Origin of the sequence: Aquimarina sp. MAR_2010_214, assembly GCF_002846555.1 — a bacterium.
GTDB lineage: Bacteria > Bacteroidota > Bacteroidia > Flavobacteriales > Flavobacteriaceae > Aquimarina.
Genome location: NZ_PJMS01000001.1, coordinates 2,614,704 through 2,636,439, shown reverse-complemented (window position 1 = coordinate 2,636,439; position 21,736 = coordinate 2,614,704). Strand labels below are relative to the sequence as shown.

The following is a 21,736-nucleotide window of genomic DNA, read 5'->3' as shown; positions in this document are numbered from 1 at the left end:
AAGTTACATTATTTTAAGTTGGAAAGAATAGTGAAATGGCCTTTTTTGTAAAATATCTTTTAGTACTTTTACAACTAATGTTGTCCGCTGTAATATGAGAAAACACCGACTTGTACATAAAAAAACTAAAAAACCTAAATCCTCAAAAAGTCTGGGGAAAGCACCCGGTACAGTAGTTTATATTGGTGAAAAAGAACATCTATCAACCAAAATTGAAATTCAGAATTATACAAAAGATACTTTTGAAGTTAAAGATACTGATGATATTGATAAAACTTTTATTCTTAAAAGCAACGAACACATTACCTGGATCAATGTTAATGGTTTAAGTCACACAAACGAAATTACTCGAATCGGTCAACATTATGGTTTACATCCGCTTATTATTGAAGATATAGTAAATACCGATCAACGCCCAAAGATCGATGAATACGACACTTATCTTTTCCTGGTACTTAAAATGATGTATTTTAATAAAAATAAAGAATTTATAATCGAGCATATTTCTATAGTATTGGGTAAAGGATACGTAATTACTTTTCAAGAATCCGAGGAGGATATCTTTGAACCAGTTCGAGCACGTATAACTAATGCTAAAAGTCGAATCAGAAGCTCTGAGGCTGATTATCTTGCTTTTGCATTGATAGATGCTATTTTTGATAATTATTTTGTAGTGATTGAGGATTTGGGTGAGAAAGTAGAACTTCTAGAAGAGCAACTTTTTGTAGAACAACCAGATGATACGATAACTCAGGATATCCAGTCATTAAAAAGAGAGATTCTCAGAATTCGCAGAAGTATCTTACCACTGCGTGAGATCATTGGAAGAATTGTAAAATCTGAAACTGATCTTATTCAAGAAAAACATATAGACTATTTCAAAGACCTTTATGATCATATTATTCATATTAATGAAAATATTGATGTGTATCGCGAAATGATCTGGGGACTTATGGATATGTACATGACCACTATAAGTAATAAAATGAACGGTATAATGAAAGTCCTAACCATTATTGCTACCATTTTTATTCCTTTAACTTTTATAGTTGGTGTATACGGAATGAATTTTGATCACATGCCAGAACTCAAATATCAAAATGCCTATTATATCTTATGGGGTATAATGATAACTTTATTTGTTGGTCTTCTTATTTTTTTCAGAAGAAAAAAATGGCTCTAAAACTATATTATAATCAAAAAGACAATGATTAAATATTGTGGCTAAGTTCTAAAAAGCATATTATTTACTACTATGTTTTTAAATTCCATCCAGGCAGTATTGGAAGCAAAGGCTATAGCTGCTACGGTTGCCATTTTACTGGTTGAATTTTTTATTTTTTCTAAGACTAAAAACCAATTCAGATAATTCTGAAGGTATTTTGTTGCCACTCCATTGAAGGGCTCCATAAATTTCCTTAGACGCATATCCATATTATTCACATTTTGTACGTGATATATTTTGTCAACAGCTCTTTGACCCTTCGAAGCATTAAATTTTTTGTGTGCTACCTTCTTGTCTTTTGCAAATGCAGTATAGCTTCTGTGACTGTCGCTACAAAGGGTTTCTACTTTAGCCAACTTCCCTTGTAATATAGTCTCCAAGTCACTTTTACTAATGCGACCTCTGGTAGCTACTTTGAAATCTTTGTTCCCTGATCGGTCACAACTGGCTATCACAGCTACTTTTTCATTACTGAGACCAGCTTTACTTGCCTTTGCGCCACGTTTTCTAGCAGGACGATCCAAATTTCGATTCCCTTTTTCAGAGTAAGCAAAGAAAAGATCATCACTCTCTAGGATTCCTTGGAATTCATCCACACTTACGCTCCCAAAGGAGACAAGTAATTTGTGCCTCCAATCAAAAGAAGTCTGAATAGAAATCCCTGTTTCTTTGGCACTCTTGCGAATACTATATCCAGAGAGTAAACAGAATAAATAACGATTAACTTTGTCTTTCTTCTTGAGGTTGTACCAGAACTTACCGGTAGTTTCACTAAAGTTTTTATGACAAGTATTACAAACATAGCGCTGTACTCCTTTGAGCTTACCATTAGCCTTAATTTTATTGCACTTACAATGAGGACAGCTTATGGCTTTACTCTGATTGCTATCAATCAGGGCTGAACCCTCAGTAGAGATCTCCAATAATGTGGAAACAATTTCTGATTGAACCAAAGCCGATGAACTAATGAAAAAATCTCTAAAATCTTCTGGTATCATTTCTCCGTTTTTATAAAGTAAAGATAAAACATATTCTAATTAGAACTTAGCCAATATTGTTAACATATCTGAATCCACTTCTTCATCCCTACTTTATTCGGTAAATCTTATATGAGTTAACATTAACATCAATAGTGTTAAAGATGTTTACCGACTTTTATTTACTTGAAATTAAAATCAAAATCTTAAACGTCGTTATGCTTAATTAAAAGCGTATACACCTTAAAATCAGTCCTATAAAAAATTAAAACACTAGTAAAAGAATATGAAAAATTAACCAAACCTGAATCTAAAATTATACTATCTGAAGGACAGATAGTAAAATAACAGTAAATATATGAAAATTATGGAAAGTACATTAAAAAAACAAAAAGCATACAAAAAATTAGGTTTTACTTACCTTGAAACGGCCGAAATCGTGGTCGCTCTAAATAAACTTTTAGCTAATTATATTGTACAATATCACAAATTACGAACATTTCATTGGAATGTAGAAGGAGGTGATTTTTTTGAATTGCACGAACAATTCGAAATAGAATACAACGAAGTAAAAGCACAAACCGACACCATAGCAGAAAGAATTAGAGTATTTGGATTAAAACCTAAATACACTTTACAACAGCATATAGGTCTAGCTAATATCAAGGAACTAGAAGATGACCTAGCTCCTTTGGACATGGTACAAGAAGTACTTAAAGATTTTAGAATATTACACGATTCATTATTAGATGTATTAAATGCAGCTTTAGATTCTGGAGATACAGTAACCGAAGAAATTGTTACCCAGTTTATGAGAAGGTTAGAAAAAAGACATTGGATGTTTACCGCTTGGTCTACGTCTTAAATACCAATACGTTTGAAAAACAACCTTTGAAAAATTATTAAATTCTTTAATCCGTAAAAAAACTAGATTAGTTCTAAGTAGTGTTCCGTAAGAGGATTCAATAATTTAGGCACAGTACTCTTTACAGGAATATAACATACTCAAACATCATTGCTGGAGTGCGTGCAGGAATCATTGCTGGTGCTTTTTTAGTACCTGGAATGAATTCTATTAAGATTATATATTGAAGTGATTTAAACTTTTTTCAATTCGTTATAAAAAGGTTATTTTGATATGGGATATGAATTTATCAAGCATTTAGAAATAAAATTATGATCTTATTAAGACATTCTTATTACCCTAAACACACATTCGAACAAAGTATATTTATCTTAAATTATATGATTTTTAATAAAAAGAGAGCTTTTTTTAAATAAAATTCGCTCGTTTTTATATTTTTTTATAAAAATTAAATTAAAAAATAGAATTTGTTTTTGTTAATTTCATTAACACATAAGTTTTATTTTTAACACTACTTATGTTAAATAATTCTTAATAAGGTTAAACCACGTTAAAGCACTTGACAAATTTATCTTAGAACTTATATTACTAGTGTATGATTGAGGAATCAATATTTTCTAAAAAAACATTTAATCTTTTCTGATGCAGTCCTGCATTTAGTTTTAGTTATTGACTTTCATACAAGCCTATTTAGAATTCAATAGTAAATAATTAGACAAAATTTTAAGTTTCAAAGTTTGACAATTATTATAATGATATTGCATTTTACATATCCATTTTTCAAAAAAATCAATTATTAATCGAAAAAAAAATATTTTGGATAACAATCGAAAAAGCTCTTTACTCATATTAACAGTTGTTTCAACTTTTGTTTTTATAATGGCTTTGATAACAACTTTTATATAAAGTTAAACACGAATTTATTCACACTAAAATCACTTAATTATGCAAATTTATTACAGATATCTCAAAATTTACTTTACCCCCTTTATTCAATTTTTAAAAGATTTACCGAGTGCCAGTAGGTATGCTATTCATAGATAAAATAATTTTTAAAAATTACCTCTCTAAATGAAATTTAAAAAAAGATTATTTAAATCATTAACTCTTTTAGTTACTGTATCAATCGCTTTATATGCATTAGCATTAGTACTGGTACTGTAGGTAGATACAACAACAAAAATTATTATGAAAAACAGAAATAATATTCAAAGGCCAGGACTTAGAAAAAAGTTTTTTGGAAGTAAGGCATATCTAAGAGGTATTCGAAAAAAAGTTAAGATCAATATGAAGCCCAAAAAAGCAATTACAATTTAATTAGGCTATAAATAGACGTGATTCTATGAAATAGAAATATTAAAAATTTAAATTATGAAAAAGAACAGATATATCAAGAAAGCCCTTTCTTGGGTCGAAAAAAAGCCTACAAAAATTGTGAAATCTATTGCTGAAGGTTATGAAGATCCAAAAGTCTTTACCAGCAAATCTACTAATGAAAAAATACGAGCAGATTTATCATTTACTACCTATGGTGGAGCTAAGCACTACTCTGATATTGCTTTAAAAAATAATAATGCTAAGAAATTAGTCGTAAAGTGGAAAGTTTTAAGTTTTATGGCTGGGATGAAACGAGGAAAACTTCATTTATTAGCTCCAAAAGGGCACAAAGCCTTCACCGAAAGACTAGTAGAGCGTCATAATATTAATGCACTGGTGCATACAATATAAATGTCTACACATCAACAAATTACATTATCAACCAAATAAAAACAAGAATTTATAATATATGCCCAATAAAAATGGAACATCCCAAACTAACAAAAACTCAAAAAAACTTCAAACTGAAATCAGTTATTGGAAAACCCAAAATGAAAAAAGGAAATGTACCAATTACTCAGAAATGTCTTATTGGGAAATCCTAAGCACAAATACAGCATTATGAGATTCTCGAAAGTTATATACTAAAGGCTATTTTGATAAATTGAAAAACAAAAACCCTATGTTTATATAAACATAGGGTTTTTGTTGGAAGTAAAATCATTCATTTCTAACCTGTGAATACCAATTGAGACTCAAAAGATTTTGACCATTTAGAAACTCTATCAATCGCAGGAATAAGAGTAGCGAATACTTCAAATTTTCTTGAGTACACCGAGGTATTACCTTGTAACTTACCCATTCTAATAGTCATTGGTGTTTTGACAGTGATATTTTCTTTATAAATTTCATTTACAAAAAAGCTCTATCTTGTATATCCCTTATCTGTTTTCTTACAACCTCAATATTTTTCAGTAAAGATCATTGTGCCAAGGCTAAAAGTTGAAATTTTTGTTAGCTCAAAAGCATTTTCTCGGCCTTCTGTCTTAATAACAATTGCTACAGGACCAAATAACTTCTTCACCAAAAGCAGACATTCCTTGCTTTACCTAGATTAGAATAGTATGCCTAAAAGGTTTTATTTCTTTTAATCTCCCTGTAGATGGATATTGAGTAATTACTGTGTTTGACTTTTTTTTATCTTATCAACTATAAAGGTATTTACCTTGGTGAAATGAGGTTAACGCTTTCCATTTAAATATTAATTCGTTTGCAAAAATCATTTCCGTTAACATCCATATGATTTGAGTTAAGCCAAACACTATTTTTTTTTGAAATTTGTAGTAAATAATTTTAAAAACATAAAAGACAATACAATGAGTAATGATAGTAACACATTTCTAGGAATTTTGGCAGGGACTGCTATAGGAGCCACTTTAGGAATTCTTTTTGCTCCTGACAAAGGCAGCAATACAAGAAAGCGAATTGCACAAGAAGCACAAACGACAAAAGATCATTTAGCAAAAGAAGCGTCAAATTTACAACACAAAATTGTAGACACAGTTTCTTCACAGAAAGAAACATTAGACACCAGGGTCGAATCTTTGGTATCCGATGTAAGTTATAAGGCAGATGATGTGATTACTACTCTTGAAAAAAAACTTAGAGAGTTAAAAGCAAGAAATAAAAAACTACAGAAATCATAATGGGAGTTTTTGATGCTATACATGAGACTTCTAATAAAGCCGTAGATAAAGGTGAATCTTATATAAAGATTTCTCAGAAATATTATAAACTGAAAGCATTTCAGCAGTTAGCAAGAGCATTTTCCTTTTTAAGCAAGTTAGCCATAATTGGCGGCTTGCTTTTTCTAGGACTGATCTTTCTTACAGTATCTGGAGCTATCTGGTTAGGGCAGTTCATTGGCAATTCATCATTAGCTTGCCTCCTAATGGCAGTAGCATTGTTTGTCGTTACAGGAATTGGATACCTTGCACGTAAACAAATTGATAAAAATATTATCAAAAAAATGTCTCAAGAATTTTTTGATTAAAACAAACCTATGGATAAGACATATACCTCTTTTAAAGAAATAGAACAAGACCTGAGAAAACTCAATTTGCAAAGGCAAATTAACCTTGAAGAAATAAAACTTTTGAAATCTGAATTTAAAGAAGATTTACAACCATATCAATGGGTTTCGACATTACTTAGTGCGGTGAAAAAATATGGAATCTTTTATCTGATCAAAAGATTGTTTAAATAATATTTTATGATACCCCCATCACTTCCCCAATAGGTAATTCGGTTCTGTTTCTAAAATCATTAGGGCTAATATCATACTTTTTTTTAAAAATTTTCGAGAAATAACTTCTACTACTAAATCCAATAGAATATACGATTTCTGAGATATTCATATCAGTTGTTCTTATTAAATCTCTTGCAGCTTCTAATCGCACATGGCGAATGTACTCTGTTACCGTCCTAGTATACAACAACTTAAATCCTTCCTGAAGCTTAGCTTGCGATAACCCAGTTTCTTCTGACAGTTGTTCTAAAGAATAATCTTTTGCTACGTCTTTAATAATTTTCTTTGCCAAATTTCTAATTAATTTTAATTCTCGTTTTAAAAGTGTTGTAGGTAATACTTTTTCTTTTATAGCACGATCATGTTGTTGGATATGTGTAGATAAAATTTGGTAGACCATACCTTCTATCTTTAAAATTCGTATCATCCCTTTTTGCTTTATTTTGCGCAAAGCTCCTATCTGATCTGCAAGTTTTAGATTAAACGTTCCGAAATAAGCGAAAGCTTTCTCATGATCCTCATCCATAAAAACCCGATACAGTTTTTCATTGAGCTGAGATACATTATTAAGCCTTTTTTTTAAATATTTTTTTCTGGCAATTTGTATTACATTAATTTCTAATTTTTCTCCCTTCGGGAAATAACCATAATTATATCCACCATCTCGACTGGTAACAATAACAGACTGAAACTGTTCTAAAGTATGTATTTCATTTTGGTATCCAAATCGATGTCCACAATGCCCTGTAAGACAATAGGTAAAATGAATAGGGTTATACTCTGAAGCATCCATAATCAACATAAACTCTTTATGAAATATAATATCATATTCTAACAAATTTACTCCCCAATCAAAAGTAATAAACCTAATTGATCCATGTGCATTAAGATTATTAACTATAAGTGTATACTCTCCCCACCGCTCCTCTATTTTCCCTCCTATAACATCTTGAATCTGCCTAACAGTTCCTTCTGTATCCTTAGCAGTGATATTAATTTCTATGGCGGTTGTTGATTTTGTTAACATTTTTTAAAATGATTGTGAATTTATTTTTGTTTAATTTTTTATCAAATATAATAAACAAAAATAAATTAATTATGTTCTGAAATCTAATATCTTGTTAAGATACATTAAAAAAAAAGTATTATTAAACTTAGAATCCTATAAAATCAAATAAAACTCCTAGTCTAGGAGTTTTATTTGATTTTATACTTGGATAGAGCTTTTAAATCGAGTCAAATTCATCTACAAAAAAGAAATCTTTATCTTCATTATTTACAAAATACACTCCTTCTCCAAAAATATACTCTACATTTTTCTTATCAACTATTACTTTAAAACCTCTATCTGTAGGCTTTAATTCGAAACTATCATTAGCGTCCTTGGTATAACGCAATACAATATATTTATCATAATCGCTATACATGTCATTATCTACATAAATTAACTTAGTGACTTGTTCTGGAGTGATTTTTCTATCTTGATTTAACTTTCCTTTATCAGCTTTTTCTAACACAACCTCAGATTTTGCAGTTTTATATACAGTCACTCGGTAAGGAATAGTTTTACCATCCTTTTTAAATTCATACGTTTTGGTGATTCGAGTTTTTAAAATTTCTTTATTAGCCTGGGCTACGGCTCCTGTAAGTGAAAAAGTTATTAGTAGTGTTATTACAAATTTAATTATCTTCATTTTGTAAGTTTTAAATGGTTATTATTTTTTGTTGTTTCTATGATTCTTTTATCAAACTAGTATCTAATTGGTCAGCTGTATTCTTATACCAAGCATTAAGCATCCAGCTTAGCTTCTCTAATTCTCTAATATAAGCTCCTATTATATCAATAGTACCTTCATCACCTGCTTCATTTGCGTGCGTTAACACTACCTTCATCTGAGTTAATAATTTTTTATGATCCTCTAATAATTCTTTGACCATCTCTGTATCTTTCATTAATGGTATAGTTTCTTCTACAGTAGCCATTTTTATATATTCCTTAAATTGGCTTATCGGGTGATGCTGTAATGTTAGAATACGCTCTGCGATTTCATCAATTTTTATTTTAGCATCATTATATAATTCTTCAAATTTATGATGAAGGTCAAAGAAATTTTTTCCTAAAATATTCCAGTGAAAACCTCTTAGTTTTTGATAATACAAATTATAATCTGCAAGTAGAATATTTAATTCTAATACAACTGGTAAAAGCTTTTTCTCATTCATATTCAAATAATTCATAGCAATTTTTTAAGATTAATTTTTTATTGAAATTGAACTAAAGAAGTAGTATTCCTTTTGTTCAATACAAAGATATCTCAAGTAAAACGGCTTCTTTTGCTCATTTACTATTTATCTTAACTCAATTGTCAATAGTGAAGGAAAAAGAAAAGTTTATTCTAATATAGGCTTCAAATTAATGTAGCGGTAATTAACTTCTCCAATATGTTGGTATTCGGTTTCACGGTCATGCAACTCGCCCCACCTGAAATTACGTTCGATTGTCTCTTCTTTATATTCTGACAGTAGATCTTCTGAAAGTAAAATATATTCTTCTATCGGAATTTTGTTTTTAAGCAGTCTATGGGCTATAATCACATCTTCACCCATTAATTTAATATTTTTACCAATAGGTACTGCACTTATTTGTTTTCCGTAATGAAGTATAATCTTTAAGCCCAAAATTTCAGGAATCTTATCCCCTCCTTTTTCATGCTTGTACTTTTTACGTAATATTTTTAATTGTTTATAAAATTCAGTGTAGAATAATTCACATTGATATACTAATTCGGTAAAGGTAGGTAACCGTCCGGTTTTATAAAACAGAATAGCATCACCTTCAATTTCTGAAACCCTGAGATCAAGTTTATTGGCGTAAATCACTTTATTGAGAAGTGACGGAATCACTTTTGAGCTTAGTTCTATATCTGTAGAACTCATAAAACGAGTAAATCCACTAATATCGGGGATACAAATCAATGTAGGTTCTGCTTCCATAATTGTATTATTTCATCGAAATTATTCTACTAAATCTAAGATACGTTTTAGATCTTGATTATTGTTAATATTTGTCTTTAAATCAATCTCAAGTGCCTTTATTTCATTAGATATGGCGGTTAGGTAATTTGTACAAACCTGTTTTGTGTTCCATATATATATCAAAGCAGACATTAATTCATAAGCTACCGCGCTATCTGTTTTTGCATACTCTCTTATAGGTTGCACTACAATTCTCATAAGTTCTTCTGCAGAAATTTTAGTATGAATTATCAAAATTTCACAACCCGAAATTTTTTCTAAAGTCTTAGGTTCAATCTTTAATGCTTGTGATAATAGCTGTCCGAGCTTTGAAATAGCGTTAATAGCTGTTCCTGGGTCATTTACTCCGGGCGATAATGCTTTTACAGCTACTTCGGTTAATTTAATCATCCCGCCAACACCACTATCATCTTCATGACGATTAGACAAAATATACATACAGAAATGTAACGATTCTATTTCATCTTCAGATAATGAATCTCTTACTCTTAGTATTGGTTCTCCTTCCCAGATGTGCTGATCTGCATAGGGCAAAATCTCAATTATGTTTTTTTGTTTTTTTAGTGAATTTTCTAATAAAGAAATATCAAATGATCTATAGTATCCGGTTTTACGGCTTGTAAGTAAGTCCCAATTATTGTTTAAAATAGTAGAGTTTGTAAAATCTTTATCTTTTTGCTGTTCTTTCTCTTCTTTCAATAACTTACTACTTCTGGCAAATATCCTGTTAATAATGTTGTGGATCTGTATCGCTTGTGAAATACTATGAATGAAATAAACGAATAGGCCTATGCATAAAGCGCCCAAACTGGCCGAGACCATAATAGAAAAACCAAAAGCATTTTTTGAAGGACCATAGGCACCCAAAGACATTAATAAAATAATAGTATATAATAAAGTACCTATATAAAATCCAAGAATAATCTGATGTCTTTTATTTGAAATTAATCCTGGTAGTAATCTGGGAGAAAAATTGGTAGATGCCTGATTTAGAACAACCATTACCATTGTAAAACTAAAAACGGTTAGAGATAAAATCCCTCCGAATAAAGTAGATAAAATGGTTCTTGCTGTTTCGTGATCTTGAACAATTAAGAAAGGGATTTTTTTCTTAAATGCATTTACTACTTCTAGATTTTCAATTAATAATAAAGTGACAGCCAGAAGTAAAAAAGCTACGCTAATCAACACTGGATAAAAGGCTATACTACTAAAAATAGTACTTTTTAATTTTTTCAAAAACTTTAGCGCAGTTTTCATAAATAACGACTATCTGTATTCTGGATTTTGAAAACTCCAACATGTACCATCATCCCATTTTTCTCGAGAATTACCATAAGAATTATACCCCTTATTAACTTTTAACATAGAAGCCAAATGAAGTAAATTATAAGTCATAAATGTAGTATTCCTATTGGTAAATTTATTGTTTTTAGCACCAGACTCTTTATCCAAATAACTTGGACCCGGCCCAGCCTCTCCAATCCATCCACAATCTGCTTGTGGTGGTATACTGTATCCCAAATGTTGCAATGCGTATAAAATACTCATCGCGCAATGTTTTATGCCGTCTTCGTTACCAGTAATCACACACCCCCCTACTCTACCATAATAAACATATTGTCCTTTTTTATTCGTTTCACCACTCATCCCATATAGCCGCTCAATTAATTTTGTTGCTACAGACGATTTTTCGCCTAGCCAAATTGGGGTACCTATAATAAGGATATCCGCATTCAACACTTTCTCATAAATATCAGGCCAGTCATCTTTTTCTTTTCTTTCTTTTTTCATATCCAGTATTAAGCCATAGGCTACATCATAATCTACTAACCGTAAATATTCTACTGCAACACTTTCAGATTCCATAATATTCATCGATACTTTCATCAACCCCTCGGTATGACTTTGTTGTGTAGAATCTTTTAATGTGCAATTAATATAAAGTGCTTTTAACCCTGAAAAATCTGGTTTATTTAAGTCTTCCATCTCATTTCTTTTAGAATTCTAAAAGAAATGATTTTAAATACAAAAACGGTGCTTAAATACTATTATTATTAACGCAATTCAAAATTTTAAGCTTAGAAATCAATACACAAAACCATTAGCAAAACAGTCAATCAAAATTGTATATGCGCACAACTTATCAAAATATCGCACTTACTTTTGTAATACACAAATAAGGGCTGCTTACAGTCTTAAAACGTATAAATATATATCATTAGAGCAAGTGTGATGTGTTATTATCAGGTAGCCCTTATAATTATTTAAAACAAAAAACTTTTTTATTATGAAAAATTTTATAGGATTACTGATGATTATCCTTTTAGTAAGTAGTTGTGATGTTCAACAAAAGAAAGAAACGAAGTTGCCTGATGTAGATGTAGATGTAGATGTAGATACCGAGGCAGGACAACTCCCAACATTTGATGTGGATTGGGCTGATGTTAATATAGGGACAAAAACTAAAAAAGTGATGATCCCAAAAATTGTAGTAGTCATGGAGGAAGAAGAAATTGAAGTACCTTATATTGATGTCGATATGCCCAATTCTGGAGAGAAAGAAGAATTAACAATAACTGTGGAAGCAGAAGTTACAGACAAAGAACATTCTATCGACATTAAAAAGATTATTGCAGCTAATGATAAATTATATGTCATTTCTGAATTAAAAGAACTAGATCAAGATCTGGGTGATAAAAAATTAAGAGTATCTGATCGTGTAATTCTTAATGCTCCCGATCTTAACGTAAAACATATTATTATAGGTAAAAAACCAGACAGAGTATTCAATGATCAATTCAAATATGTAAAAGACATTAATACTTTTAAATCAGGTTTAAAAAAACCTAAGGTGATTTTCACTAAATAATATATCTAATTCCAGATAGATATGGTTAGTTGACAAAATGGCCTCTTTAGATATTTGAAGAGGTCATTTTTATTCTAAAAACACAGTATCCAAAGCAGTATGGTCTACAAGTACTTTCATAACATTAATGGTAATCTTTTTGCAGTAAAAGATTCCAAAACTTTGATTGTGACTATAGTTTTTTTTTGAAAATTTAATGGATTTGGAAATTAGAACTAAACACAATATAAATATAAAAAAAATTCTAGAGATCTACAATATTGCTATGACTAGTATTAATAAGATATATATTGTAAATATCATATATACATCACTTATTAGTATCATCTTATGAAGATCAGTCTATAAAAGTATTTAGTAAAATTAATACTCATGATCAATTAGAGTATTATTTCACCAATTTAGAACATACTATTTTAAAACTATTAGAGAGTTCCACCCCAACATTTCTTAAAAACATTAAATAACTAAAATTAAAAAAATGAATGATAAACTAATCAACGCCTGGAATAAAATGTATGATAAACTAGAATCTTGGCTGGACTCTATTGTTGTAAACTTACCTAATATTTTGATCGCTAGTTTGGTATTCATTGTAGCACTTATCGCTTCAAAATACATTAGTAAACTTGCACGTAAAATACTTGACAGAAGTAGGCTTCAACCGTCAATGAAAAATCTGATTTCAAAATTTATTTCTATAGCAGTAGTTATTGTAGGATTATTTCTGATTTTAGGTATTCTTAATTTAGATAAAGCACTTAACACTATTCTTGCAGGTGCTGGGGTAGCTGGTCTTGCTGTTGGTTTGGCACTACAAGGAGCATTAGCCAATACCTACTCTGGAATTATTCTTTCCTATATCAAACATATCAAATTTGGAGACTGGATAAAAACCAACAATTTTGAAGGAGAGGTTATTGACATTGATCTACGTGCCGTTACTATTAAACAAGTAGATAATAATTTGGTATATATTCCAAATAAATTGGTAGTAGACAACCCAATTAAAAATTATTCAACTACTGCACAATCCCGTGTCATCCTAGAGTGTGGTGTTGGATATGAATCAGATTTACGATTTGTCGAAAAGCTCACAAAAGAAACCATAGTTTCTAATTTTGAAGCAGTACAGAAAAAGGATGATGTTTTGTTCTTATGGAGAGAATTTGGAGATAGTTCAATTAACTATGAACTTCGTTTTTGGATAAATTCTACCTCAGCTCTAGAAGTAGTTAAGGCCAAAAGTGAAACCATGATGTTAATGAAAGAAGCATATGATGAAAATAACATTAATATCCCATTCCCTATACGAACATTAGATTTCCCTGAAGGTTTTAAGTTGATAAAAGAGAAATCATAATATAACTATAAATAATAAAATTATAAGTGAAACGTATTAGCCCTAACATCATACGCCAGATATTTGTATTATTACTTATCTTCTTAATTGGTGGACTCATTTTTAGAGAAATCTTACCTTATCTTTCGGGTGTATTAGGAGCCATCACTATATATGTAATATTACATAGGTGGATGGTGAAATTAATAAAAAAAGGATGGCATCCAGATCTTGCTGCGATTACATTGATGACCGGCTCTTTTGTAGGTATATTAATGCCCGTTACTGGAACCTTATTTATGTTGGGTAATAAAATCGGTGATGTTACTAAAAACTCTAAAAGAATCGCTATTGCACTAAAAGGGCGTATAGATACCTGGGAAAACCAGCTAGGGTATGATATTAGTACTCAAATGGATCCAGATGCAATTGCTTCATGGGTTACAGAAAACTTACAAAAATTTGCTGGAGGTACATTTAATGTATTTATTTCTATCGGAATTATGTACTTTTTACTATACTACATGCTTACAAACCGAAGAAAATTAAGAGAATCTCTTTTTGATTATATACCTATTAACGAAGATAATTTAAAAATTATAAGTGATGAAAGCCAGAAAATGGTGCGATCTAATGCCATTGGCATCCCATTAGTTGCTATTATACAAGGAGTTGTAGCATTAATAGGTTTTTTGATTTTTAGTATAGAAGACCCTTTTTTTTGGTTTATCATTGTTACTGTAGGGTCAATGATCCCATTTATTGGTACATTGGTAGCAATATTATCAGTTTTTATAATTACACACTCTATGGGGCATACTTTTCAGGCATGGGGAATTTTAACCTATGGCCTACTAATTGTAGGTTCTTCTGATAATCTGGTTAGATTGTATATTTTAAAAAGATTAGACAACGTGCACCCTATAATTACATTATTAGGTGTTATCATTGGCGTACCATTATTTGGGTTTATTGGGCTAATTTTTGGCCCACTCTTAATTAGTTTATTTCATATTGTAGTTCAAATTTATAAATCTGAATATGGCAGGTCAGATTATACAGGTGAGGAAAAGTTATAAGCGAAAAATTATATTAAAACACTTCTATATAATAGAAAAATGATACTACTTTATTTACATTAAAACATTAATTACTAAAGACTAACAACAATGCAAACATTAAAATTTTTAATACCATATCTCATGTTATTAACCATAAGTTGTAGCTCGGTTGCTCAGAAAAAAGTTCCTACTGCAGTCGAAAAATCTTTTAAAGAAAAATATCCTGATGAAAATGATCCAGATTGGCATAAAGATAAAAATGGATATTATGAATCTAACTTTAAAATAAAAGGGAAACATTATCGTGCAGATTTTGACTCTTCTGGGAAATGGATCGAAACTGAAAGAAATATAAAAAAGAAAAAATTACCTAACGCTGTAAAAGAAAAAATTGAGCGAGATTTTGATGATTATAAAATCATAGAAATAGAAGAAGTTGATCATCATTTAAAAGGTAGATTTTATGATGTTGAATTTAAAATTAATGGAAAAAAACAAGATATTGAGTTTAATAAAAACGGAAAGATTATTAATTAATCTTATCTCAAGGTTTTATATCCCTAAAAAATTTATTTAATAACTAAGAAGTAAGTTTCTACGAATAGTTCATTAAATCATCAAAAAAAAACATGATTAATTAATAAAACCTATCCTTTTAATATACGATAAATTGCCCTTATAGGATATATATTTAAGCTATAAGTACCAAAAACTTCTGGTACTCATGGTTTAAGTACTCAAATACTAGATAATAACAATTCCTAATGTAACTATGTTTTCGGGATTATTATAATCGTTATAAGCTTATTTGTGTGTAAAAAACATTAATTTTTTGTCTACGAAACCATATTTCCTTTTTCTACATTACGAATCGCCTCCGCTTTTTTATAATGAACTCATTTCAACTCTTTTTAAATCATTTCAAAAGTTATATATATAAAGTTGTTAGTTACATAACTAACTCAAAAAACCTTCCAAATATCAGTATTTTTTTAATAAAATGTTAAAATAGTAAATGAGTTAATGTTTACTTCTTTTGAACAAAATAAAGCCTTAAAACATCAGTAATTTTATAATGTAATAACCGAGATATAAGTATAGAAATATGGGGCTTCATTTAATACTAATGTTCGTTAGTGGGTTTACATCTGGTATTATAGTCGTAATATCAAAAAGATCTTTTAAAAGAAAATCAGACAACAACTAAATTCTAACATACAAGGATAATTACCTAACCACACTAACATAATTAAGATGTTAAAGGGTACACATCTATAAAGAACTACCTATAATTTAAAACCTTAACATTATGAAAACATATACTGAAGAAGTAGGAAACAAGTTAAATAATTTATTAGAAAAGACATACGATGCAGAAAAAGGTTTCAAGAAGGCCTCAGAAAATGTAAATCATTCTTCTTTAAAAAACTACTTTAACCAAAAGGCTCAACAACGTTATGACTTTGGGCATGAATTAAAGACAGAAATTAAATCTTTTGGGCAAGAAATTGAAAAAGGAGGTAGTATTACCGGAAATTTACATAGAACTTGGATGGATATAAAATCGTTAGTTTCTGGAGACAATGAAGAAGCAATGCTAGAAGAAGCTATACGGGGTGAAGAAGCGTCAATAAAAGAATATAATGAAGTGCTCTCTGAAACTTCTCTGCCTCCAAGTACACAAGTTGTTTTAACAACACAAAAAAATAAAATCGTTAGTGGTTTGTCTGGTATAAGAACTTTAGAAGACCTAAAATAATATTTAACTTATCTCTATTTAAGTTATAATAAAAAAATTACCTGGGAAATTTATTTGTTTTCAAATTATAGATAAGTTTTCTGGGGATTTTTGTAAATAAAAGAAATCACAAGAATTAAGCGTAAAAAAACACTAAAAAACGCAAGAGTCTTAATGGGGGGCATTATGTAGTCTTTTTCTGTGTGGTTTCTTTTTTTATATGTGTTATTTTGTTGTACCAGTTTCTTGATGTATAAGTCAAAGAATAAGAGTATACAATAATTTCTTATAGTATAAAATACTAATCAAAGATATTGAGTATAGGGGACTAACACCTCATCATTTAGACTTATACTCTTTTGGGCTACAGTGATATTTTTTCTTAAATATTTTACAAAAATAACTTCTACTAGTTAACCCTATAGAATATACAATTTCTGAAATAGTTAAATCTGTCGTTTTAATGAGTTTTTCTGCTTTTTCTATTCGTACATTCCTAACAAAATCAGAAACGGTCCTTTCAAATATAAACTTAAAACCTTCTTGTAACTTTGCAGGAGAAAGTCCAGACTTTAGGCATAAGGTTTTAATACTGTGCTGCACCTCTGGATATTCTTTTATATAATCACTAACTTCAGAAATCAACTTCAACTCGTTTTTTAGAAGTCCGCTTGTATTAGATGTGTTTTCAATTTCAGCTTGAAACTGTTCAATATGCTTTGCAAGAACAAGATAATACCTTCCCTTTTGTGATAAAAATTCAGAAATTTCATTACTATGCTCGATTCCAAATAACAATTTTAATTGCTCAGCAATTTTCATGCTATAATTACCTAAATGAAAATGTTTTGATTTATTTCCTATCTCATACAATAAAACTTGAAGTTTTTTACCAAATGGGTTATCTTCTTTACTATATTTATCAAAGTACTTTTTCTTATTTACACAGATGATATTAAACTTCAAATGATCACCTTTTCTAATAATAATTTTGCTGACTAAACCTTTATCACTATGTACAACAGCGGTTTGAAATTGTTCAATTTGTGTGATTTCTTCGAAAGTTTGAAATTGATGATAACAATAACCTTCTAAACAATACAAAAACTGAATAGATTCTGATGTAATAGAATCAATAGGAATCTCAATATCTTTATGTAGTTTCAAATTAAAATCGAACGTATGTAAACCACTTTGTAAATTCGTGTAACGTACTTGTCCGTTCCCTATCATTGGTTCTATAGTAAGCGTATGAATATCATAATCTATTGTAATATTTCCTTGAAGATGTTCTTTAAGAACATTTAACTCATAAGGAATGCCAAACAAATCATTCTCTATTTTACTCATAATGTTCTTTTTAATAATTAACAATTGACTATCAAACAGTTAAATCAGTCATCTAAGACAAAAATAATTAGTAAACACACAATTGTTTAACGTTTTTCGATATTTGCTTACCTCTATTGTGCTAATCAGCAAACAATTGTTAAATTTTAACGTTTAGCTTATTGAATGCGTTATTATTTAAATGATACGAGATAATTTAACCACGTTATTTTTATTTACTTGCATTATGTAATTCGGATATATGCATAAGAAAGTTTCAAATATTGCAGAGAGACAACTCATCGAAAAGGAGTTAGGTATTAAGTACAAATTCCCTAAGTTATACACCCCTAATTCTGTTATTGATGGCACTCAAGAAACAACATTATCTGTAATCACAATGGATCAACCAGATCATATATCATATGCAATTTGGGGACTTCTACCTTATAATTATGAGGGTGAATGGTCTGATTTTCAAAAAGCTTTAGATACCTTAAATGTTCCTAAAGAAAATTTAAATTCTAATGGAATTTTTGAAGAGCCTTATCATAAAAGACGTTGTAAAATTATTGTAACCGGCTTTTTTATATATCACTTACATAACGGTTCTCTTTATCCTTATTATGTATATCTAGAATCCAAAAAACCTTTTTATATAGCTGGGATTTATAATACACTAGATGACGGATTTATTACTTGCTCTATCCTTACGACAAAAGCTACAGGTATTGTAAACAAAATCCAAAATCTTAATGCTTCGATGCCTATATTTATTCCTGATAACTTAAGTAACATTTGGCTAGATTCACAAGCCGACATAAGGAAAATTAGTCATATTCTAGGTCTCGACAATACTCTAAAATTAAAAGCACACCCTATAGCCAAAGAGTTTTTTAAGAATAATATATCTTATGATTCCATGCTTGATCCTGTTTATTATCAAGGTATCCCTATACTATAATGTTATTCTGTATTACCTCCTTGTATTTCATCTTTCAAACAGCCAATATCGATTTTTAATGTCATCGGAATTATTCCATATTTTGGACCAAAACCTTCGGTTAAAAACTGTTCAAGATATTGTTGTGCTAATTTCATATTTTTAAAAATATAAGTTCCTCCAATAGTATTGGTTTCCTCGTTAATATAACAAAATAATGAAATTAACCCTTTTGTATTTTTCAATAGGTGTTTTCGCCTATCTAATAGTTTACAAATTTCTTCTGTAGGTAAATTTGATTTACACCTAAGATTAACAATTGCCTTTTTGTCCTGCATTTATATAGTTCTGATTAAGATTGGGGTAATTTTATCTTTTAGTCAAAACCCATAGCAATATACACCTATGGTTTTAAGCGAATTAAAATAAAAAAACAGATATATTTTAACCTAAAAAAGTAATTTATTGACGTCATTACTTTGTTTTGATCTTCTTTCTGTAATCTGTGGGTAGAATTCCATATCGTGCAAAAAAAATCTTAGAGAAGTAACTTCTGCTTTTAAAACCTATATTATATACTATTTCAGAAATAGAATCATCAGTATTTTTTATGAAGTCTCTAGATATTTCTAGTTTTAATTGCCTTATGTATTCATTTACCGATTTAGAATATAGAACTCTAAATCCAAGCTGTAATTTCTTAGGGCTCAAACTTACTTTTGTTGCCAAAGATTGTACTGATAATGATTCTGATATGTTATCAATAATATATCCTGATAAGTTATGAATCTTTTTGATATCTTCTTTTGAAAGTGACTCTGGCAATGCTAAACCATTTTCATAGTTATTATGTTCCAGCATCTGCATTGCTAAAATCAAATTGAGTTGCCCCTCGATCGAAAGTGTACGTACAATACCACTTTCATAACTTTCCTGTAATTGTTTAACTTGATCGGCTATCTTTAGATTATAATTACCATAATGTTTATATGGTGATATTTCATTTTCTTCCTTAAAAGCAGAAAATAAACTCTTGCTTAGATATGATAAATTATTATTCTTTTTTTTGGTATACTCACCTGGTAAGACATAAATAAAATTAACCTTGATAGCTGTGGTTTTTGAAAAAACATAAGTCTCTTTAGAGAATTTATTAGTAGATATTATTATATTTTGATAGCGTTCAAAAGTATATGGTTTTTCCCCTGTATTATTCGTATAATCGAGTTTACCTTCAGATATAAAAATGAATTCTATGGGATTGGATTTTTCAATAGTGAATACAATTTTAGTATCTTGAACAAAACTAACATCATAGTCAACCAAAGAAACTCCCCAATCAAAGGCAATACTGCGTACAATTCCTTTTCCTAGTTCATTATCAAACTCTAAAACATATTCTCCCCATTGATCGGTTAATTCACCTTTCAAATGAATATTTAATTGTTCTAAAATCTCTGCACCATCTATGCTATGTATCTCAATTTTTTGCATTCTGTTTCTAAATTCTTTGCCGTATTTTTTGTTTTGAGCAAAGGAATTAGATTTAGAGTAAACAGATTAACAATTTTGAAACATATAATAACACTTTTGATTAGTTTAATATTTTTTAAATAGTGAAATTCTACAGATAAAAAGAATTCTATTAAATATTTTATTAACCTTAACCGTTTTATGCTGATCTGGTATTATTTTTTTTATTTCGTACTTGATTTAAGTATTGTTTTGGAGTAACTCCAAAACGTTTCTTAAATAATTTAGTAAAATAACTTCTGGAGTTGATCCCTACTTTGTAAGTAATCTCGGTAATGTTAAGGTTCGAAGATTCAAGTAAGTCCTTAGCGGTATCTATTCTATAGTTTTTAATATATTCATTTACCGATGTTTTATAGAGTTGTTTAAAGCCATTTTGCAATGTGTTTTGATTCAGCCCCACGCGTTTTGCAATATCTACTATATTACCAATACTGTCAATCTCTTCTCTAATTATAGATACAGCATCTTCTATACTCTCAATAGTAGCTTGCCGTAGAATCAATCTTTTATCTGGTTCGTTAAGGTCATCAAGGTACTGTTGTAGTTGATGAGTTAATATCTCATAAGCCTTACCTTCGAGGTATACTTGCCGCATAAAACCAGTCAACTCACATTCTGTGAATTCTGAAATAAATTTAGAAATCTCAAGACTATAATAATTCTTATAGTAAAATTGATTGATCCCATTTACATCTCTGAACAATTCAATAAGATCCTCATTCATATTAGGTAAAAATAACTCTATTTTTTCTTCAAATAGTTTTCTATTGATTTCAATACTAAAAATACAAATAGGGGTATTAGCTGGAGTTTTAAAAACGTGATTGTTTTTAGAAGTACTAGAAATCATTACATTCTCAAGCCTACGCACCTCGTGAAATTCTTCGTTATTTTCAAACTTATGATAAAAACCAGATTCCCGATTGAACATAATTTTTAAAGGATGAATAATTCCTTTCTCCAATTGATAATTAAACTCTTTTTTTAGCAAATAATCCGTTTCGACAATACCAACTCCAAAATCAAACTGATAAGATTTCATATATCCCGAACCATATTCCTCTGGTAGTCTTACACAATATTCGTGGTTAGAATTTTCATAATCTATACCTAGACTATTAGCCAAATCAATAACTACATTTTTCACAAGACAATCCTGTACTTTGATTTTTTTCTTCATTTATTTT

Annotated in this window: 25 protein-coding genes; 13 read left to right on the top strand and 12 right to left on the bottom strand. The window is 29.6% G+C overall.

Annotated features, from left to right (window positions below):
- Window positions 1-94: 94 nt before the first annotated feature.
- Entirely contained in the window at window positions 95-1,183 is a 1,089-nt protein-coding gene (gene corA / locus ATE84_RS11110) for a magnesium/cobalt transporter CorA (protein WP_101448016.1), read from the top strand.
- A 41-nt stretch (window positions 1,184-1,224) separates the two neighbouring features.
- On the opposite strand, the gene ATE84_RS11105 is transcribed toward corA, so the two are convergent.
- The gene (locus ATE84_RS11105) at window positions 1,225-2,223 is read right to left on the bottom strand and encodes an IS1595 family transposase (RefSeq protein ID WP_101444842.1); all 999 of its coding nucleotides are present in this window, start codon (window positions 2,221-2,223) and stop codon (window positions 1,225-1,227) included.
- Between the two features lie 346 nt (window positions 2,224-2,569).
- On the opposite strand from ATE84_RS11105, the gene ATE84_RS11100 reads away from it, so the two are divergent.
- The 3 genes from ATE84_RS11100 to ATE84_RS11095 all read left to right on the top strand — a co-directional run bounded on the left by ATE84_RS11100 (window position 2,570) and on the right by ATE84_RS11095 (window position 4,795).
- Window positions 2,570-3,067, top strand: coding sequence for a Dps family protein (locus tag ATE84_RS11100; RefSeq protein WP_101450980.1), 498 nt, complete (start codon window positions 2,570-2,572; stop codon window positions 3,065-3,067).
- Between the two features lie 1,188 nt (window positions 3,068-4,255).
- The gene (locus ATE84_RS26730; RefSeq protein WP_255412013.1) at window positions 4,256-4,384 is read left to right on the top strand and encodes a hypothetical protein; all 129 of its coding nucleotides are present in this window, start codon (window positions 4,256-4,258) and stop codon (window positions 4,382-4,384) included.
- 54 nt (window positions 4,385-4,438) lie between these two features.
- Window positions 4,439-4,795, top strand: a complete 357-nt coding sequence (locus ATE84_RS11095) for a hypothetical protein (RefSeq protein WP_101448015.1) — start codon at window positions 4,439-4,441, stop codon at window positions 4,793-4,795.
- A gap of 319 nt (window positions 4,796-5,114) precedes the next feature.
- Here the strand turns inward: ATE84_RS11095 and ATE84_RS26135 are convergent, their stop codons facing one another.
- Window positions 5,115-5,258 carry a hypothetical protein gene (locus ATE84_RS26135; protein WP_158237227.1) on the bottom strand — a complete coding sequence of 48 codons (144 nt, stop codon included), beginning with the start codon at window positions 5,256-5,258 and terminating at the stop codon, window positions 5,115-5,117.
- 502 nt (window positions 5,259-5,760) lie between these two features.
- On the opposite strand from ATE84_RS26135, the gene ATE84_RS11090 reads away from it, so the two are divergent.
- The 3 genes from ATE84_RS11090 to ATE84_RS11080 are packed head-to-tail and all read left to right on the top strand — an operon-like array spanning window position 5,761 to window position 6,650.
- On the top strand, window positions 5,761-6,090 hold the full coding sequence (locus ATE84_RS11090) for a YtxH domain-containing protein (protein ID WP_101448014.1): 330 nt from the start codon (window positions 5,761-5,763) through the stop codon (window positions 6,088-6,090).
- Window positions 6,090-6,437, top strand: a complete 348-nt coding sequence (locus ATE84_RS11085) for a hypothetical protein (RefSeq protein ID WP_101448013.1) — start codon at window positions 6,090-6,092, stop codon at window positions 6,435-6,437. The genes ATE84_RS11090 and ATE84_RS11085 overlap by 1 nt, the downstream gene beginning before the upstream one ends.
- Before the next feature lie 9 nt (window positions 6,438-6,446).
- Window positions 6,447-6,650, top strand: a complete 204-nt coding sequence (locus ATE84_RS11080; RefSeq protein ID WP_101448012.1) for a DUF6327 family protein — start codon at window positions 6,447-6,449, stop codon at window positions 6,648-6,650.
- A gap of 4 nt (window positions 6,651-6,654) precedes the next feature.
- Here ATE84_RS11080 and ATE84_RS11075 read toward each other — a convergent pair whose 3' ends face one another.
- The 6 genes from ATE84_RS11075 to ATE84_RS11050 form a co-directional block, all read right to left on the bottom strand.
- Window positions 6,655-7,719, bottom strand: coding sequence for a helix-turn-helix domain-containing protein (locus ATE84_RS11075; RefSeq protein ID WP_101448011.1), 1,065 nt, complete (start codon window positions 7,717-7,719; stop codon window positions 6,655-6,657).
- A gap of 199 nt (window positions 7,720-7,918) precedes the next feature.
- Window positions 7,919-8,386: a hypothetical protein gene (locus ATE84_RS11070; RefSeq protein ID WP_101448010.1), complete on the bottom strand. Its 468-nt coding sequence runs from the start codon at window positions 8,384-8,386 to the stop codon at window positions 7,919-7,921.
- A gap of 37 nt (window positions 8,387-8,423) precedes the next feature.
- Window positions 8,424-8,930, bottom strand: a complete 507-nt coding sequence (locus ATE84_RS11065; RefSeq protein ID WP_101448009.1) for a Dps family protein — start codon at window positions 8,928-8,930, stop codon at window positions 8,424-8,426.
- A 153-nt stretch (window positions 8,931-9,083) separates the two neighbouring features.
- Window positions 9,084-9,686, bottom strand: coding sequence for a DUF2652 domain-containing protein (locus ATE84_RS11060; protein ID WP_101448008.1), 603 nt, complete (start codon window positions 9,684-9,686; stop codon window positions 9,084-9,086).
- A 21-nt stretch (window positions 9,687-9,707) separates the two neighbouring features.
- The gene (locus tag ATE84_RS11055; RefSeq protein WP_101448007.1) at window positions 9,708-10,988 is read right to left on the bottom strand and encodes a DUF2254 domain-containing protein; all 1,281 of its coding nucleotides are present in this window, start codon (window positions 10,986-10,988) and stop codon (window positions 9,708-9,710) included.
- A 9-nt stretch (window positions 10,989-10,997) separates the two neighbouring features.
- Window positions 10,998-11,717 carry a flavodoxin family protein gene (locus ATE84_RS11050; protein ID WP_101448006.1) on the bottom strand — a complete coding sequence of 240 codons (720 nt, stop codon included), beginning with the start codon at window positions 11,715-11,717 and terminating at the stop codon, window positions 10,998-11,000.
- Window positions 11,718-12,018: 301 nt separating this feature from the next.
- On the opposite strand from ATE84_RS11050, the gene ATE84_RS11045 reads away from it, so the two are divergent.
- The 5 genes from ATE84_RS11045 (at window position 12,019) to ATE84_RS11025 (ending at window position 16,762) form a co-directional block, all read left to right on the top strand.
- Complete coding sequence (locus ATE84_RS11045) at window positions 12,019-12,600, top strand: hypothetical protein (RefSeq protein WP_101448005.1); 582 nt, start codon at window positions 12,019-12,021, stop codon at window positions 12,598-12,600.
- 481 nt (window positions 12,601-13,081) lie between these two features.
- Window positions 13,082-13,963: a mechanosensitive ion channel family protein gene (locus ATE84_RS11040; protein WP_101448004.1), complete on the top strand. Its 882-nt coding sequence runs from the start codon at window positions 13,082-13,084 to the stop codon at window positions 13,961-13,963.
- A gap of 26 nt (window positions 13,964-13,989) precedes the next feature.
- Complete coding sequence (locus tag ATE84_RS11035) at window positions 13,990-15,021, top strand: AI-2E family transporter (protein WP_101448003.1); 1,032 nt, start codon at window positions 13,990-13,992, stop codon at window positions 15,019-15,021.
- Between the two features lie 90 nt (window positions 15,022-15,111).
- Window positions 15,112-15,540, top strand: a complete 429-nt coding sequence (locus ATE84_RS11030) for a PepSY-like domain-containing protein (RefSeq protein WP_101448002.1) — start codon at window positions 15,112-15,114, stop codon at window positions 15,538-15,540.
- A 772-nt stretch (window positions 15,541-16,312) separates the two neighbouring features.
- Window positions 16,313-16,762, top strand: a complete 450-nt coding sequence (locus ATE84_RS11025) for a PA2169 family four-helix-bundle protein (protein ID WP_101448001.1) — start codon at window positions 16,313-16,315, stop codon at window positions 16,760-16,762.
- A gap of 318 nt (window positions 16,763-17,080) precedes the next feature.
- On the opposite strand, the gene ATE84_RS11020 is transcribed toward ATE84_RS11025, so the two are convergent.
- Window positions 17,081-18,091 (bottom strand): helix-turn-helix transcriptional regulator, encoded by a 1,011-nt coding sequence (locus tag ATE84_RS11020; protein WP_101448000.1) that lies wholly within the window; start codon window positions 18,089-18,091, stop codon window positions 17,081-17,083.
- Between the two features lie 241 nt (window positions 18,092-18,332).
- Between ATE84_RS11020 and ATE84_RS11015 the strand changes: the two genes are divergently transcribed.
- Window positions 18,333-19,034, top strand: a complete 702-nt coding sequence (locus ATE84_RS11015; protein ID WP_101447999.1) for an SOS response-associated peptidase — start codon at window positions 18,333-18,335, stop codon at window positions 19,032-19,034.
- A gap of 2 nt (window positions 19,035-19,036) precedes the next feature.
- Here ATE84_RS11015 and ATE84_RS11010 read toward each other — a convergent pair whose 3' ends face one another.
- The 3 genes from ATE84_RS11010 to ATE84_RS11000 form a co-directional block, all read right to left on the bottom strand.
- Entirely contained in the window at window positions 19,037-19,351 is a 315-nt protein-coding gene (locus ATE84_RS11010) for a YdhR family protein (protein WP_101447998.1), read from the bottom strand.
- A 136-nt stretch (window positions 19,352-19,487) separates the two neighbouring features.
- The gene (locus ATE84_RS11005) at window positions 19,488-20,507 is read right to left on the bottom strand and encodes an AraC family transcriptional regulator (RefSeq protein WP_101447997.1); all 1,020 of its coding nucleotides are present in this window, start codon (window positions 20,505-20,507) and stop codon (window positions 19,488-19,490) included.
- A 178-nt stretch (window positions 20,508-20,685) separates the two neighbouring features.
- Window positions 20,686-21,729 carry an AraC family transcriptional regulator gene (locus tag ATE84_RS11000; RefSeq protein WP_101447996.1) on the bottom strand — a complete coding sequence of 348 codons (1,044 nt, stop codon included), beginning with the start codon at window positions 21,727-21,729 and terminating at the stop codon, window positions 20,686-20,688.
- Between the last annotated feature and the right edge of the window lie 7 nt (window positions 21,730-21,736).